We start from the raw sequence: 14,912 nt of genomic DNA on the forward strand, positions 1-14,912 counted from the left end.
CCTCAACGCTGCGCCGGGCGTCGGCGAGGCTGGCGGCGGCTGCGGTGGAGGCCGCCTCTGCGTTCAGCGGATGGCTGCGGGTAAAGGTAGCGCCGTCGTCGGCATCGTGCCACCGGCCGTTGGTGTACAGGCTGCAGGTTAAGCTCATCGGGAAACCTCATCTTTTCGCGTTTTTCCGAGTGTACCGGGCGGGGAGATTTCGCGGGGCCGGGAGGGCGGTTATCGCACGCTATTTTTCAAGCTTTTTAGGCAGTTCACAACTTCAGCCGATTAAACGGTGCAAAAAGGCGGCGAGTGTTGAATAAATCGGCGAAAACGGCGTTTTCAGCATAACCTGATACCAATTGATTATTTGCCGGTTGATTCCTGCTGTGCTGTTATTAGAGGGCATATAACAAATTAATAAGGTTTATAACCATGTCTACAGGGAAAACACGCCTTGCTCTGGCGCTGAGCGCGCTGCTGCTGCCGGCCGCTGCGGCCTTGGCGGCCGGTAACGATACGCTGGTCTACTGCTCCGAAGCCTCGCCGGAATCCTTCAACCCGCAGATTGCCAGCTCCGGCCCCTCGTTTGTGGCCAGCTCGCAGGTGCTCTACAACCGCCTGATTACCTTCGATCCGCAGAAAAATACGCCGGTTCCTTCGCTGGCTACCGACTGGACCGTTTCGCCGGATGGCAAAACCTGGACTTTTACCCTGCGTAAAGGCGTTCAGTTCAACAGCAATAAATACTTTAAGCCAACCCGCGATTTCAACGCCGATGACGTCCTCTTCTCGGTGCTACGCCAGCAGGATGCAAAACATCCGTACCATAACGTCTCGCAGGGCAGCTACGAGTACTTCCACGACGTCGGGCTGGATAAGCTGATCAAAGAGGTGAAAAAGCTCGACGATTATCACGTCCAGTTCGTGCTGACGGAGCCCAATGCGGCGTTCCTCGCCGACTGGGGGATGGATTTCGCCTCCATTCTCTCCGCGGAGTATGGCGACGCGATGTTGAAAAAGGGAACCCCGGAGTACGTCGATACCTGGCCTATCGGTACCGGCCCGTACGCGCTGCAGCAGTATAAGGTGGATTCCCAGATCCGCTATATTGCCAACCCGCACTATTGGGAAGGCGAGGTGCCGACAAAGCATCTGATCTTCTCGATCACGCCAAACGTTGAGACGCGGCTGGCGAAGCTGCAAACCAACGAGTGTCAGATCATTCCGGCGCCTTCCCCGGTGCAGTTCCCGGTCATCAAAGGCAATAAGGATCTGGCGCTGCACTCGGTTGAGGCGCTGAACGTTGGCTATCTGGCGTTTAACACCGAGAAAAAGCCGTTTGATAACCTGCTGGTGCGTCAGGCGCTGAACTATGCGACCGACAAGCAGGCGATCGTTAAAGCGGTGTTCCTCGATTCCGGCACCGTGGCGAAATCGCCGCTGCCGGCCAATATGCTCGGCTATAAGAAAGATCTCCCGGACTACGACTACGATCCGCAGAAGGCCAAAGCGCTGCTCAAGCAGGCCGGGCTGGAAAATGGCGCAGAGGTCACCCTGTGGTCGATGCCGGTTCAGCGGCCGTATAACCCGAACTCCCGCCGCATCGCAGAGATGATTCAGAGCGACTGGAGCAAGGTTGGCGTCAAGGCTAAAATTGTCAGTTTTGAGTGGGGTGAATATCTCGCCGGGATGCGTAAAGGCGAACACGACAGCGCCCTGTTTGGCTGGATGTCGGATAACGGCGATCCGGACAACTTTGCCGGCACGCTTTTGAGCTGCGATAACATCAAAACCGGCTCTAACGTTGCCCGCTGGTGCGATAAGTCCTACGACGCGCTGGTGAAAAAAGCGCTGCTGGTCAGCGATCCGCAGGCGCGAGCCAAGCTGTACGGCCAGGCGCAGGAGATTTTTTATCAGCAGGCGCCGTGGATTACCCTGGCAACCGGCAAAACCTTCTACGCCACGCGCAGCAACGTCAGCGGCTATAGCGTGAGCCTGATGGGCAGCGATTTTTCGAAGGTAAAACTGAATTAAGCCACAAGGAGCGCAGGATGGCACATCTGGATGAGGTTATCGCCCGCGTAGACGCGGCGATTGCCGAAGGGGTGATTACCCATATGAATGAGCTGCTGATCGAACTGAGCGATGACGCTGAACTCGATCGCGACGATCGCTATACCCAGCAGCAGCGTCTACGCACTGCCATTGCGCATCACGGACGCCAGCACCAGGAAGAGCAGGACGGGCGGCGTGAGCAGTTGACCAGGGGTGGCTCTATCCTCTGATATCCGCGTCAGAACTGGCGTCTGGCTACCAGCCAGGCGCCTATCACCAGCATGACCGCTCCGCAAAACGGCCCCACCAGCGCGCGAAACGGCACGCCGTGGGCGCGCACTAAATCGATGATCAGGCCGCCAACCAGCTGGCTGGCGATGAGCACCGCAATGGTGGTCGCCGCGCCGACGTTCTGATACCCGCTGATGCTGGCAAAGACAAAAAACGACCCCAGCAGGCCCGGAATCAGCGTCCACCACTTCACGCTAACCGCCAGCTCATGCATGCCCGCCGCGCCGTGGCGCAGGAGCAAAATGGTGACGAAAATAACAATCCCGACCAGCGAATTAAGCAGCATCGCAATCAGGATTGTCGAAGCGGACTGGGTAATGCGCACCATCAGCGTATTCTGCACCACCAGCCCGATCCCGGCGGCGATAAGGCAGGCCAGCGTCAGGGACTGGTTCATGCCTCGGGATCCGGATCGCGGCGATCGTCGAGCTGGAGCTGCATAAAGGTCAGGTCCAGCCAGCGGCCGAATTTGGTGCCGACCTGCGGCATCTGGCCGGTGGTTACAAAACCGAGGGTTTCATGGAGATGCAGCGACGCGTGGTTCTGCGCCTCAATGCCGGCGACCATCACGTGTTTCTTCAGGCGGCGGGCCTCATTAATCAGCGCCACAAGCAGGGTGCGGCCAAGCCCTTTTCCCTGATGATCCGGGTGTACGTAGACCGAATGCTCGACGGTATGGCGAAAGCCGTCGAAGGCGCGCCAGTCGCCAAACGATGCGTATCCGGTCACCACGTCGTTCTCTTCGCTTACCAGCACCGGGAAACCGGCCAGCTGGCGCGCTTCAAACCAGGCAATGCGGTTATCGGTATCGACGGTTTTATCATTCCAGATAGCGGCAGTGTGCAGCACCGCATGGTTGTAGATCCCGGCAATCGCCGCACAATCCTCTTTACAGGCATAGCGGATGGTCATAGCAAACCTCAAGTTTCGTACACTATAGTAGTACGATATTATTACAATAATGTACGCGACGCTGTCACCTGTTTTAGCCATAATTTTTCCTGGGCAGCGCCAGCCGGCGCTGTATCAGGCGAAGAGGCGCGGACCAGCGCCGTGCAAACGCCTTAGCTTTCATCACCTTGTTACGCCGCCTGCCATACACTATAGTGCTACGCTATGAATACTATCGAAGACAATATCAATCAGCGCATCAGCGCCCGCATTCGGATCGAACGCGAGTCCCGAGGCTGGTCTCTGAGCGAGCTGGCGGAACGGGCCGGCGCGTCGCGGGCGATGATCCACAAAATCGAACGCGGTGAGAGCAGCCCGACGGCGTCGATGCTTGGGCGTCTCTCCGGCGCCTTTGGCATCAGCATGTCGACGCTGATCGCCCGGGCGGAGATGCAGGAAGGGAAGCTGCTGCGCTTTGCCAACCAGCCGGTGTGGCGCGATCCGCAGAGCCACTATCTGCGCCGTCACGTCTCGCCGCGCAGCGATCTGCCTATCGATCTGGTGCAGGTGGAGCTTCCCGCCGGCAGCGATGTTCCGATGCCCGCGGCCTCCTATGCCCTGGCGCGCCAGCTGATCTGGCTGCAGCAGGGCGAGCTGGTGTTTGTCGAAGGCACCACGCGCCATGAAATGCGGGCGGGGGACTGCCTGGAGCTGGGGCCGCCGAACGACTGCCGCTTTATCAATGAGTCCGCCACCTCCTGCATCTACCTGGTCGTCAGGCTGAATCAATCTGCCTCATAATGCCAATGCAGGCGGTGGTAATTGCGGCTAGCCTCAGTACAGGTCTTTAAAAGAGGAGTTTGCTATGGCTTTTAATTCGCAACGTCACCGTCGCTGGGTGCTGGCTTCTCGTCCACACGGCGAGCCGACCGGGGAAAATTTCCGTCTGGAAGAGGGCGATGTGCCCTCGCCGGGCCCGGGACAGGTGCTGCTTCGCACCGTGTTTCTCTCTTTAGATCCCTACATGCGCGGCCGCATGAGCGATGCGCCGTCCTACTCGCCGCCGGTCGCCATCGGCGCGGTGATGGTGGGCGGTACGGTGAGCCGGGTTGTGACGTCAAATCATGCTGACTTTACGCCAGGGGAGTGGGTGCTGGGCTACGGCGGCTGGCAGGATTATGAGCTGTCTGACGGCAGCGGGCTGGTGAGGCTGGGCGCGCAGCCGGAGCATCCGTCCTGGGCGCTCGGCCTGCTGGGCATGCCTGGTTTTACCGCCTATATGGGGCTACTGGATATTGGACAGCCGAAGGCAGGCGAGACACTGGTAGTCGCCGCCGCCACCGGGCCGGTGGGCGCAACGGTAGGGCAGATTGCTAAGCTTAAAGGCTGCCGCACCGTCGGGATTGCCGGCGGCAGCGAGAAGTGTCGCTATGCGGTCGAGACGCTGGGCTTTGACGTCTGCCTCGACCATCGGGCACCTGATTTTGCCGAGCAGCTGGCGCAGGCCTGCCCGCAGGGCATTGACGTTTATTATGAAAACGTCGGCGGCAAGGTGTTCGATGCGGTGCTGCCGCTGCTCAATACCTCGGCGCGGGTGCCGGTGTGCGGCCTGGTCAGCGGCTACAACGCGACCGCGCTGCCCGAGGGGCCGGACCGTCTGCCGCTGCTGATGGGCACGCTGCTGAAAAAGCGGATTCGGATGCAGGGCTTTATTATCGGCCAGGATTACGGCCACCGTATCGCCGAGTTCCAGCAGGAGATGGGACGCTGGGTGCAGGAGGGTAAAATTAAGTACCGCGAGCAGCAAATCGACGGGCTGGAGAGCGCCCCCCGCGCGCTGATCGGCCTGCTGAAGGGCGAGAACTTCGGTAAGGTCGTGGTCCGCGTTTCGCCGGACGAGTAACGTTTATTTAAAAGAAATTCCCCAAAAACCAGGAAGAAATGGAAGAGGATGCTTTTGATGGCTTCTGGTTTCTGACGGAGAAATGCCCTGGCAGCATAGTCTGGATCCACGAAAATGGCTATGAAGACTGGACCTGATATACCGCCAGTCATAACGGCTCTTCGGAGCCGTTATTCTTGAATATATCTCGCATAAATGCTTTTGTCGGTCACGATACTGAAATTAACGGTACTGCCTGCCTCTGATAGATCCCACCCGGACAGACCAAAGGCAGGGTCATTGACGAACGACAGACAGGCTCTGTGCCTGACAAACTCGTCGCCTGATACGCTGCAAACTGCCGACGTTTCCGGTCGGCTCGTCTTTATCCAGAAGGCAGTATCGCAATTCTTAACGTCTTGCAGCACCCTGATTCAGCCATAAAACGCCAGCCGCTCGGCTAACAGGTCAACAAAACCCTCCCGGTCGACATCCAGCAACACCGTGGTATTCGGCTGCTTGCCGGTCAGGAAGTAATAATCGACCACCGTCATGCCCTGGGTGTATTTCCCCTGGGTTTCCACGCCTACCCAGCGCTCAGCGCAGGTGAACAGCTCCGGCTTCAGCAGCCAGGCGATGGTGCAGGGGTCATGCAGCGGGGCGCCGGTGAATCCCCATTTAGCATCCTTGTGATACTCCATAAAGAAGTCGAGCAGCTCGGCAACGATGGTGGCTACCGGGTTGCCGACCTGGCGGAAACGTTCGATATCCATGTCATGAATCTGCGCCCGATGCGTGACGTCCAGCCCGGCCATCACCACCGGAATACCCGACTGGAAGACGATCTCCGCCGCTTCCGGGTCGACGTAGATATTAAACTCGGCGGCGGGCTGCCAGTTGCCGAGCACCATTGCGCCGCCCATCATCACGATGCGCGCGATCTTGTCGTGCAGTTCCGGGTGGCTATTCAGCAGCAGGGCGACGTTGGTTTGCGGGCCTGTGGCGACAATCGTCACCGGCTGCGGGCTTTCGCGCAGCGTTTTGGCCATCAGTTCTATGGCGGTACAGTTCTGCGGGGCAAAATCAGGCTCCGGCAGCGCCGGGCCGTCGAGCCCGCTTTCGCCGTGAACGTTGTCAGCGATGATAAGCTCGCGCATCAGCGGCTTACGCGCGCCGCCGGCCACCGGAATATCCTGGCGTTGCAGCAGCGTCAGCATGCGCAGCACGTTACGCAGGGTTTTCTCCGGCGTCTGGTTGCCGGCGGAGGAGGTGATGGCTTTGACGTCCAGTTCGGGTGAGGCGAGGGCGAGAACGATAGCGATGGCGTCATCATGACCCGGGTCGCAATCAAGGATGATTGGCAGTGCCATAGCGGCTCCTTTTTATGGGCGATATTTGTGATAAGGGTAACGCCAGGGAGCACAACAGACGAGAGAGGATAAAACAAAGCGTGATGCACGCCGCATTATGAAGGCAGGAGGGAAGAATGTTTTCCCGACAGCGAGCTTGCTTCCCGCCCGGTCCGCGCTGGCCGGGGCAACGCAGGACGATGAGGCCATGGCCGGAATGGGGACATTAACGCCGCCGCCCGGCGTGACTCCCCGGGCGGCGGCTGCGGCGTGTTATTCAAATCGCCAGGCGAGGTTAAGGCCAACGCCGTAGTTACGTCCCGGCGCAGGTTCGTAGTAGCGGCCGTTGGACTCGTTGACGATCACCGATCCGGCGTAGCTGCGGTCAAACAGGTTATCGATACGGCCGAAAACGTCCATATCCATGTTGCCGTAGTTCCACTTATAGCCGCTGGTGAGCCCAACGACGGTCCAAGACGGCGCCTTAGCGGTGTTCTCATCGTTAGCCATAATGTTGCTCATGTAGCGAATATCGCTGCCCGCGTACCAGCCGCGATCCGGTTGATAGCCAAACGAGGCGTAGCCCATGTTGCGGGCGATCCCCGGGATGCGGTTGCCGTTGCAGCTGGCGTCGTCGCAGACGTTGGTCCGGTAGGTGGCGTCCAGCCAGGTCCAGGCGGCCTTCAGGCGCCAGTTCTCAGCGAACTGCTGATCCAGCCCCAGCTCCATCCCCTGACGGCGGGTTTTGCCGGCGTTTTTATAGCTGGTGCGTCCGCCGCTGCTGGCGTCAACGACAATCTCGTTATCGGTATTGGTCTGGAACAGGGCGGCGGTGAGCAGGCCGTTGCCGATCCGCGTTTTGCTACCTATTTCAAACGTCTCGTTGGTTGAGGGCTGCAGGCCAAAGTTCAGGCCGCCCTGGTTGCCGGAGCGATAGGAGAGCTCGTTGATGGTCGGCGTTTCAAAACCACGGCCGGCGGAAGCGTAGACGTTCCACGCATCGGTCAGCGCATACTTCAGTGAACCCGCCGGCAGCCATTTGTGGTAGCTGGCGTCGCCGCTATCGTCCCCGTTGCCCGGGGTAATGTAGTCATCGTTTGAATCGAACCACACCGAGCTGTAGCGCACCCCGGCATCGAGAGTCAGTTTCTCCGTCAGCTGCCACTGGGTCTGCAGATAAGGATCGATATTCCACATCAGGTTGCGTTCGTTGCGGCGCAGGTTGCCCTCTTCGCCGTACTGCGGCGCGCCGTTGGCCATCACGAAGTTTTCAAACCCTTTGCGGCGCTCGCTCATGGTTTCGTAATCAAGCCCGGTGGTGAAGGTCACCGGCACCAGCAGCTCCCCGCGGTGGGTCCAGCGGGTATCGATACCCTGATAGTGGCGGGTGAGGTCAATCACGCCGCCCGCGTGGCTCGGGTTAAGCTGCGGCGCGCGCGGAATCGACTGATACTGCGTGGTTTCGCGCTCGCCGGCGTACATCATCACGCTCAGGTCGTCGCGCTCGCTCAGCTGGCGCTCGTAGCGTAAACCGGCCTGGGTCTGTTTGGTCGATTTGCGGGTGTTGTACTGATCGCCGCGCGGCGACTGGCGCGGGTTGCTTTGCCACTCGTCGTAGCTCAGGCCGCCGGCATCGTTGGCCTTAATATCCACGCTGTTGAACAGCAGCGTCAGCTTACTGACGTCGTTGATACGCACGCCGAGCTTCGCGTTGGCGAGGTTTTTCCGCGCGCCGCTGTGATCGCGATAGCCGTGAGTGGTGAAGCGGTTGGTCGACACGGTGTAATCGACGTCCCCGGCGTGGGTACCGTCGCCGACGGCGCCGGTGGCCTTCATGCCGTAGTGCCAGGTACCGAAGCTGCCGTAATAGCTGCTGGCTTCGATGGTTGGCGGCTGGCTGCCGCTCTGGCTGGTGACGTTAATCACCCCGCCGGAGGAGTTGCCGTACAGCGCGGAGAAGGGCCCGCGCAGAACCTCCAGCGACTCTACGCTGCCGATATCGATATTGGAGGTTTGCCCCTGGCCGTCGGGCATGGTGGCCGGAATGCCGTCAACGTAGATCCGCAGCCCGCGCACGCCGTAAGTGGAGCGAGAGCCGAAGCCGCGAATCGAGAGCTGCAGGTCCTGAGCGTAGTTTTGCCGGTTTTGCACCTGCAGACCGGGCACCGCGCCCAGCGACTCGGAAAGGTTGACCCGCGGCGCGGCGCGGCGCATGTCGTCGCCGTCAATCACGCTGACGGCGGCGGGGGTATCGAGTTCGGAGACCGTCGTTGGGGCAGCGGTAACGACCATCGTCTGTTCGCCTTCTGGGCTGGACTGAGCCATAGCGACCAGCGGCAAGAGGAGGGCGGGAAGCGCAACCGTGCGCACGGAAAGGATTTTCATGGAAACACTCGCAAAACGAACCAAACGGAACATATCTCCATATGTTAACTCTTTTGTAATTTTTTGAAAATTATTAACGGAAGTTTAGTTAAATAATGGCAACTATTGGCTGTTTTTTTCGCCCGCGAGCGTAATTAACGCTCCACTTTGCGTTAAATAATGATTACTATTCGCATTTATAAAATAGCGTAAAGCCATGACTTTACGCCACGGAAGCACTGTCGAGCAGGCACATATTTGTTTTATCAAAGGGAGTCGTCATGTCATTACGTCATCTGTCCACGCCGCGTCTGCGCCGTTCACTGTTGTTAACTTCACTGCTGCTGGCGGGGAGCTTCAGCGCTCACGCGGCGGAAGAAATGCTGCGCAAGGCGGTTGGAAAGGGCGCATACGAGATGGCTTATAGCCAGCAGGAAAATGCGCTATGGGTCGCGACTTCGCAAAGTCGTTCGCTGGATAAAGGCGGGATCGTCTATCGCCTCGACCCGACGACGCTGGAGGTCACTCAGGTTATCCATAACGACCTCAAGCCGTTCGGCGCGACGATCAACAACGCTACCCAGACGCTGTGGTTTGGCAACACCACCGACAGCACCGTCACCGCGATTGACGCCAAAACCGGCGCCGTGAAAGGCCGTCTGGTGCTTGACGACCGCAAGCGCAGTGAAACCGTGCGTCCGCTGGCGCCGCGCGAGCTGGCAGTGAATGAGAAGACCAACACCGTTTATATTACCGGGCTGGGTAAAGAGAGCGTTATCTGGGTGGTTGATGGCGACAAGCTGACCCTGAAAGATACCATTACCAATACCGGCGCGATGGCGACCGGGCTGGCGGTTGATGCTGACGCGAAGCGCATTTACACCACCAACGCCGACGGTGAGCTGCTGACTATCGACAGCGACAGCAACAAAATTCTGAGCCGTAAAAAGCTGCAGGATGACGGTAAAGAGCACTTCTACCTGAACCTGAGCCTCGATACCGCGGGCCACCGCGCCTTCATTACCGACAGCAAACAGCCGGAAGTGCTGGTGGTCGATCTGCGCGACGGCAAGGTGCTGGAGAAAATCGCCGCGCCGGAATCGCTGGCAGTGCTGTTCAACCCGACCCGCAATGAAGCCTACGTGACCCACCGTAAGGCCGGCGAAGTCAGCGTGATCGATGGTAAAACCTACAAGGTCGTCAAAACCATTAAAACGCCAACCTATCCTAACAGCCTCGCGCTCTCCGCCGACGGTAAAACGCTGTACGTCAGCGTGAAGCAGGAATCAACCCGTCAGAAAGAAGCCACTCAGCCGGATGACGTTATCCGCATCGCGCTGTAAAGATGTAGCGGAGGGGGAGACCCCTCCTGCTCGCCTGAATCACCCTCTGTTACAATCACCTGTTAGCCGTATTAACCTAATGGCTTTATAATCAGTGCTTTCCCGCCTGCTGCGGGAGAGTGGTAATCTTTCTGGAGACGATATGAATAAGCCATTTATGGTTCTGTGCGCCGGCGCGATGCTGGCCTTACTGGCGGGCTGTACGTCAAACTATGTGATGACAACGAAAAGTGGGCAGACCATCGTGACCCACGGCAAGCCACAGCTGGATAAAGATACCGGCATGACCAGCTACACCGACGAATCGGGCAACCAGCGTCAAATTAACAGCAGCGACGTTTCGCAGCTGGTTAAAGATAACTAAGTCTGGATCGTCGTTGAAAAGTGCGGTTTGACCGGTTTCGGCCAAACCGCAATCGCGCTATTTTTGCGCCGTCTGCGCACCCGGTGCGGTGCTATGTATCGCCGCCACCCGGCGACGAACGCCAAACCAGCCGGCGACCAGCAGCACCGCAATCAGCGGAATTGAACCGATGGTGTAGGTGCCGTTCGGATAATCGAAGGCCATCAGCACCAGCACGCTGAGCAGGAACAGCAGGGTCAGCCAGGAGGTAAACGGCGCGCCAGGCATTTTGAAGCTCACCTCCGCCGCTCTACCTTCCTTAATCGCTTTACGCAGCCGCATCTGGCAAACCACGATAAAGCCCCACGACGCAATAATCCCCAGCGAAGCCACGTTGAGCACGATCTCAAAGACCTGCGACGGCACCAGATAGTTGAGGAATACGCCGATGACGTAGACCGCCAGCGTCGCCAGAATCCCGGCGTAAGGCACCTGATGACGGCTCATCTTCGACATAAACTGCGGCGCGGAGCCGCCCATCGACATCGAACGCAGAATGCGCCCGGTGCAGTACAGGCCCGAGTTGAGGCTGGAGAGCGCCGCGGTTAAGACCACGATATTCATCACGCTGCCAATGTACGGCACGCCGAGCTTCGAGAAGAAGGTGACGAACGGGCTTTGCCCCGCCTGATAGGCATTCCACGGCAGCAGCAGCACCAGCAGCACCACGGAGCCGACGTAGAACAGGCCGATACGCCAGATCACGCTGTTGATCGCCCGCGGCACCATGGTCTGCGGCTCTTTGCACTCTCCGGCGGCGGTGCCGACCAGTTCGATGGAGGCAAAGGCGAACACCACCCCCTGCACCAGCACCAGCGCCGGCATCAGGCCGTGCGGGAACAGGCCGCCGTTATCGGTAATCAGGTGGAAGCCGGTGGCGTTGCCGTCCAGCGGTTTCCCGCTGCCGAGAAAAATTGTGCCGACCACGAGGAATGCAACAATCGCCAGCACTTTGACCAGCGCAAACCAGAACTCCATTTCGGCAAACCACTTCACGCCGATCATATTCATGGTGCCGACGATCGCCAGCGCGCCGAGGGCGAAGACCCACTGCGGAACGTCGCCGAAGGCGCCCCAGTAGTGCATGTAGAGCGCCACGGCGGTGATGTCGACAATGCCGGTCATCGCCCAGTTGACGAAGTACATCCAGCCGGCAACGTAGGCCGCTTTTTCGCCGAGGAATTCGCGGGCGTAGGAGACGAAGCTGCCGCTGGAGGGCCGGTGCAGCACCAGTTCGCCCAGCGCGCGGAGGATAAAGAAGGAGAACAGGCCGCAGACCAGATACACCAGGGCCAGCGCGGGCCCCGCCATCTGCAGGCGCGCGCCGGCGCCGAGGAACAGACCGGTACCGATTGCGCCGCCGATGGCGATCATCTGCACCTGACGGTTGCCCATTGCCTTGTGGTAACCCGACTCCTGCGAGTTGAGCCAGTGACGTTTTGCGGCCTGATGCTCGGCCGCGGCGTTGTGTTTTGTATTCATTGATGTACCCATTTTCCTGTCAATGTCCATGAGTGGTCCCCGCACCGCCGACTGGCAGCACGTTATGCTGGCTTTCTCATCATTCTGGCGTAGGAGATAAGCAGAGCATGGCGCAGCATCCTACACGCAACGTGATAGTGACGCACGTAAAACATGTCTGCAGCGCACTTGCTTATATATCAATGGGTTCAGCGTCGTAGCGCGTCCACGAGCAGGGAAAAGGCGGCGGTGTGCTGGCGGCGGCTGGGATAATAAAGATGGTAGCCGGTGAAGGAGGGAGTCCAGGCTTCGAGGAGCCGCACCAGCCGACCGTCGGCGAGCGCCCCGGCGACGGAATCCTCCGGGACATAGGCCAGTCCGAGGCCCGCGGCGGCAGCATCTATACGCTGCGGAAGGCTGTTTAGCGTGATTTGTCCGTCAACGCGGACGCGCACTTCGCGCCCCTCCTGCTCAAACTCCCAGGCATAAATGCCGCCGAGGGTCGGTAAGCGCATATTAATGCAGCGGTGGCGGTCGAGCTCATAGGGCGTTTGCGGCGTGCCGTAGCGCGCAAGGTAGTCCGCCGAGCCGACGACGGCCATGCGCATATCGGGGGCGATACGCACCGCAATCATATCCTTCGCCACCTGCTCGCCGAGACGGATCCCGGCATCAAAGCGCCCATCGACGATATCGGTCAGTCCGTTATCAACGGTAATTTCGATATGAATGTCAGGATACTGCAGCATAAAGGGTTTCAACGTCGGCCAGAGCACCGCGCTGGCGGCGTGCTCGCCGGCGGTGAGGCGGATATTACCGGACGGATGCTCACGGGTGTCGCGCAGGTCGCTGAGCGCCTGCTCAATTTCCTGCAGATGCGGGCCGAGGCGCTGAAACAGCCTGTCGCCGGCCTCGGTTGGCGCGACGCTGCGGGTGGTGCGGGTTAGCAGGCGCACGTCGAGCCGGGCCTCCAGATTGCGTATGGCGTGGCTCAACGCCGACTGAGAAACGCCGAGCTGGGCGGCGGCGCGGGTAAAGCTGCGCTCGCGGGCCACCACCATAAACGACAGTAGGTCGTTAATATTATCTTTAAGCATCGTTTTTTCGGATTAATGAATTTGGCTCATGGTTCCTTTCTTATTTTGCAGTCTAATCGCGGCCCGACGCTTGCGCTATCTTTAGTGCAACACATAAGAGGAGAGCATCATGAATATTAGCCACAGCGGCTCACAGCCATCGCGAAAAGGCCCCGCAGACTGGTTTACTGGCGACGTGCGTATCGACGCGCCTTTTCAGGCCACCGAGCCGGCGAAAGTGGGCGGCGCAACGGTCACCTTCGAGCCCGGCGCGCGTACCGCCTGGCATACGCATCCGCTGGGCCAGACGCTGATTGTGGTCCAGGGACGCGGCTGGCTGCAGGAGTGGGGCAAAGAGCCGCAGGCGCTGAATCCGGGCGATATCGCGTGGATCCCGCCGGGCGTGAAGCACTGGCACGGCGCCAGTAGCACCGCCGCGATGGTGCATATTGCCATCGCCGAAGCGGAAAACGGCAGCGCGGTGACCTGGCAGGAGCACGTCAGCGACGAGCAGTATCAGGGCTGCTAAACGCTACCGCCGCCGGTTAGCGCAGGCGCTGAGCCGGAATTTTCATCGCCGACGCGGCCGTTTGTCGGCTATTATTCTCAGCCCCACAACAAAACATGGCTGAGCGCAGACGATGAAAATCAACGTAGTAGGGACCAGCGGCGTCGGCAAATCGACCCTCGCCCGGCGGATTGCCCGGCAGCTGGCGCTTCCCTGTATCGAAATGGACCGGCTCTACTGGCTTCCGCAGTGGCAGGGCACGCCGGACGAAGCGTTTTTCGCCAAATTAGCCTCCGCTACCGCCGGGCCGGGCTGGGTGCTGGACGGCAACTATAACCGCAGCCGTCAGATCAAATGGCGCGAGGTCGATCTGGTGGTCTGGCTCGACTACGGATTCTGCCGCACGCTGCGCCAGGCGGTGTGCCGCGCCGCCGCCCGCGCCAGCCGCCGCCAGGAGCTGTGGCCCGGGACCGGCAACTGCGAAAGCTTCCGCCGCTCCTTTTTTAGCCGCGAATCCATTATCTGGTGGACCATCAAAACCTGGCGTCTCAATCGCCAGCGCTACCTTGCCGATATGGCCGACCCGGCCTGGCAGCATATTCGCTTTGTGCGCCTGCGTAACCGGCGCCAGACGGAGGATTTTCTCCGCCAGCTGGCGGCGCAGCCTGCCCAGCATTAAGCTCGTATATCTATTTTCCGGCAGAGTACATGTAAATAAATTGTTTCTCAGCCGCCTGCCCAGATTCTAATAATGCAGACACGTTAGTTAATACGAGTCTGCGAAATGTCTTATCGAATCAGTATTCTGGATAAAAGTCCGCTTGCGGCTGGAGAAACGGCCGCTCAGGCGCTGACCCGAACTTTAACCCTTGCGCAACAGGCGGAGGCCTGGGGATATCATCGCTTCTGGATAGCCGAACACCATAATACCGATCAATTAGCCAGCCCGTCGCCGGAGCTGGCGATCGCCTGGATCCTCGGCCAGACCCGGCAGATTCGCGTCGGGTCCGGCGGGGTGATGCTCCAGCACTACAGTCCCTATAAAGTCGCGGAAAACTTCAACCTGCTGGCCTCTATTGCGCCGGGCCGGGTGGATCTTGGCGTTGGCAAAGCGCCCGGCGGCCTGCCGCTCTCCACCCGCGCGCTGCAGCAGGGGCTGAATCAGGAAGATAAAGGCACCTTTGCCGACCAGCTGGCCCAGCTTGATAACTGGCTATCGCTGACCGAGGCTGAAGGTGACGAGAGCGTGCGGGCGACGCCTATTCCGCCGCGGCGGGCGGACGGCTTCCTGCTCGGCGCCAGTC

General features: G+C 59.5%; 15 protein-coding genes and 1 pseudogene. 10 read left to right on the forward strand and 6 right to left on the reverse strand.

From position 1 onward, the window contains the following. Positions 1–417 precede the first annotated feature (417 nt). A complete protein-coding gene (locus PFH44_RS17910; RefSeq protein WP_283825716.1) occupies positions 418–2,019 on the forward strand; it encodes an ABC transporter substrate-binding protein in 1,602 nt (533 codons plus the stop codon). A 17-nt stretch (positions 2,020–2,036) separates the two neighbouring features. Then, positions 2,037–2,270 carry a YdcY family protein gene (locus PFH44_RS17915; RefSeq protein ID WP_045855237.1) on the forward strand — a complete coding sequence of 78 codons (234 nt, stop codon included), beginning with the start codon at positions 2,037–2,039 and terminating at the stop codon, positions 2,268–2,270. Between the two features lie 8 nt (positions 2,271–2,278). On the opposite strand, the gene PFH44_RS17920 is transcribed toward PFH44_RS17915, so the two are convergent. Together PFH44_RS17920 and PFH44_RS17925 are read right to left on the reverse strand one after the other, a co-directional pair. After that, on the reverse strand, positions 2,279–2,728 hold the full coding sequence (locus PFH44_RS17920; RefSeq protein WP_123707793.1) for a DMT family transporter: 450 nt from the start codon (positions 2,726–2,728) through the stop codon (positions 2,279–2,281). Further along, the gene (locus PFH44_RS17925) at positions 2,725–3,243 is read right to left on the reverse strand and encodes a GNAT family N-acetyltransferase (protein ID WP_283825717.1); all 519 of its coding nucleotides are present in this window, start codon (positions 3,241–3,243) and stop codon (positions 2,725–2,727) included. Before PFH44_RS17925 ends, PFH44_RS17920 begins: the two co-directional genes overlap by 4 nt. Before the next feature lie 204 nt (positions 3,244–3,447). On the opposite strand from PFH44_RS17925, the gene PFH44_RS17930 reads away from it, so the two are divergent. From PFH44_RS17930 to PFH44_RS17940, 3 genes and pseudogenes are all read left to right on the forward strand, one after another. Beyond that, positions 3,448–4,023 (forward strand): helix-turn-helix domain-containing protein, encoded by a 576-nt coding sequence (locus tag PFH44_RS17930; protein ID WP_045855240.1) that lies wholly within the window; start codon positions 3,448–3,450, stop codon positions 4,021–4,023. Between the two features lie 64 nt (positions 4,024–4,087). Further along, on the forward strand, positions 4,088–5,125 hold the full coding sequence (locus tag PFH44_RS17935; RefSeq protein WP_045855241.1) for an NADP-dependent oxidoreductase: 1,038 nt from the start codon (positions 4,088–4,090) through the stop codon (positions 5,123–5,125). Between the two features lie 17 nt (positions 5,126–5,142). Beyond that, positions 5,143–5,262: pseudogene (locus PFH44_RS17940) on the forward strand (DUF596 domain-containing protein); the annotation flags it as partial. A 276-nt stretch (positions 5,263–5,538) separates the two neighbouring features. Here PFH44_RS17940 and rihA read toward each other — a convergent pair. Further along, on the reverse strand, positions 5,539–6,474 hold the full coding sequence (gene rihA / locus PFH44_RS17945) for a pyrimidine-specific ribonucleoside hydrolase RihA (protein ID WP_045855250.1): 936 nt from the start codon (positions 6,472–6,474) through the stop codon (positions 5,539–5,541). A 252-nt stretch (positions 6,475–6,726) separates the two neighbouring features. Next, the gene (pqqU, locus tag PFH44_RS17950; protein WP_283825718.1) at positions 6,727–8,838 is read right to left on the reverse strand and encodes a TonB-dependent receptor PqqU; all 2,112 of its coding nucleotides are present in this window, start codon (positions 8,836–8,838) and stop codon (positions 6,727–6,729) included. A gap of 260 nt (positions 8,839–9,098) precedes the next feature. Between pqqU and yncE the strand changes: the two genes are divergently transcribed. Next, positions 9,099–10,160 carry a 7-bladed beta-propeller protein YncE gene (yncE, locus tag PFH44_RS17955; RefSeq protein WP_283825719.1) on the forward strand — a complete coding sequence of 354 codons (1,062 nt, stop codon included), beginning with the start codon at positions 9,099–9,101 and terminating at the stop codon, positions 10,158–10,160. 142 nt (positions 10,161–10,302) lie between these two features. After that, positions 10,303–10,524 (forward strand): YgdI/YgdR family lipoprotein, encoded by a 222-nt coding sequence (locus PFH44_RS17960; RefSeq protein WP_041145366.1) that lies wholly within the window; start codon positions 10,303–10,305, stop codon positions 10,522–10,524. A gap of 57 nt (positions 10,525–10,581) precedes the next feature. Here the strand turns inward: PFH44_RS17960 and ansP are convergent, their stop codons facing one another. Both ansP and PFH44_RS17970 read right to left on the reverse strand, forming a co-directional pair. Continuing rightward, positions 10,582–12,045, reverse strand: a complete 1,464-nt coding sequence (ansP, locus tag PFH44_RS17965; RefSeq protein WP_045855252.1) for an L-asparagine permease — start codon at positions 12,043–12,045, stop codon at positions 10,582–10,584. Between the two features lie 188 nt (positions 12,046–12,233). Continuing rightward, positions 12,234–13,121, reverse strand: coding sequence for a LysR family transcriptional regulator (locus tag PFH44_RS17970; protein ID WP_045855253.1), 888 nt, complete (start codon positions 13,119–13,121; stop codon positions 12,234–12,236). A gap of 109 nt (positions 13,122–13,230) precedes the next feature. Here PFH44_RS17970 and PFH44_RS17975 point away from each other — a divergent pair, with 109 nt between their 5' ends. The 3 genes from PFH44_RS17975 to PFH44_RS17985 form a co-directional block, all read left to right on the forward strand. Further along, a complete protein-coding gene (locus tag PFH44_RS17975; RefSeq protein ID WP_283825720.1) occupies positions 13,231–13,629 on the forward strand; it encodes a (R)-mandelonitrile lyase in 399 nt (132 codons plus the stop codon). 112 nt (positions 13,630–13,741) lie between these two features. Next, a complete protein-coding gene (locus PFH44_RS17980) occupies positions 13,742–14,287 on the forward strand; it encodes a P-loop NTPase family protein (RefSeq protein ID WP_283825721.1) in 546 nt (181 codons plus the stop codon). A 105-nt stretch (positions 14,288–14,392) separates the two neighbouring features. After that, positions 14,393–14,912, forward strand: a 520-nt coding sequence (locus tag PFH44_RS17985; protein WP_283825722.1) for an MsnO8 family LLM class oxidoreductase, incomplete at its 3' end; no start/stop codon positions are given.

The organism is Klebsiella sp. Ech2A (assembly GCF_030078455.1).
In the GTDB taxonomy this organism is placed as follows: Bacteria; Pseudomonadota; Gammaproteobacteria; order Enterobacterales; family Enterobacteriaceae; genus Klebsiella; species Klebsiella terrigena.

Bases quoted from the DNA above. Each gene is read 5' to 3' on its own strand.
- pqqU (WP_283825718.1), bottom strand. From the start codon at position 8,838: ATGAAAATCCTTTCCGTGCGCACGGTTGCGCTTCCCGCCCTCCTCTTG.
- yncE (WP_283825719.1), top strand. From the start codon at position 9,099: ATGTCATTACGTCATCTGTCCACGCCGCGTCTGCGCCGTTCACTGTTG.
- PFH44_RS17980 (WP_283825721.1), top strand. From the start codon at position 13,742: ATGAAAATCAACGTAGTAGGGACCAGCGGCGTCGGCAAATCGACCCTC.
- PFH44_RS17920 (WP_123707793.1), bottom strand. From the start codon at position 2,728: ATGAACCAGTCCCTGACGCTGGCCTGCCTTATCGCCGCCGGGATCGGG.
- PFH44_RS17960 (WP_041145366.1), top strand. From the start codon at position 10,303: ATGAATAAGCCATTTATGGTTCTGTGCGCCGGCGCGATGCTGGCCTTA.
- PFH44_RS17970 (WP_045855253.1), bottom strand. From the start codon at position 13,121: ATGCTTAAAGATAATATTAACGACCTACTGTCGTTTATGGTGGTGGCC.
- PFH44_RS17930 (WP_045855240.1), top strand. From the start codon at position 3,448: ATGAATACTATCGAAGACAATATCAATCAGCGCATCAGCGCCCGCATT.
- PFH44_RS17910 (WP_283825716.1), top strand. From the start codon at position 418: ATGTCTACAGGGAAAACACGCCTTGCTCTGGCGCTGAGCGCGCTGCTG.
- PFH44_RS17975 (WP_283825720.1), top strand. From the start codon at position 13,231: ATGAATATTAGCCACAGCGGCTCACAGCCATCGCGAAAAGGCCCCGCA.
- rihA (WP_045855250.1), bottom strand. From the start codon at position 6,474: ATGGCACTGCCAATCATCCTTGATTGCGACCCGGGTCATGATGACGCC.
- ansP (WP_045855252.1), bottom strand. From the start codon at position 12,045: ATGAATACAAAACACAACGCCGCGGCCGAGCATCAGGCCGCAAAACGT.
- PFH44_RS17935 (WP_045855241.1), top strand. From the start codon at position 4,088: ATGGCTTTTAATTCGCAACGTCACCGTCGCTGGGTGCTGGCTTCTCGT.
- PFH44_RS17925 (WP_283825717.1), bottom strand. From the start codon at position 3,243: ATGACCATCCGCTATGCCTGTAAAGAGGATTGTGCGGCGATTGCCGGG.
- PFH44_RS17915 (WP_045855237.1), top strand. From the start codon at position 2,037: ATGGCACATCTGGATGAGGTTATCGCCCGCGTAGACGCGGCGATTGCC.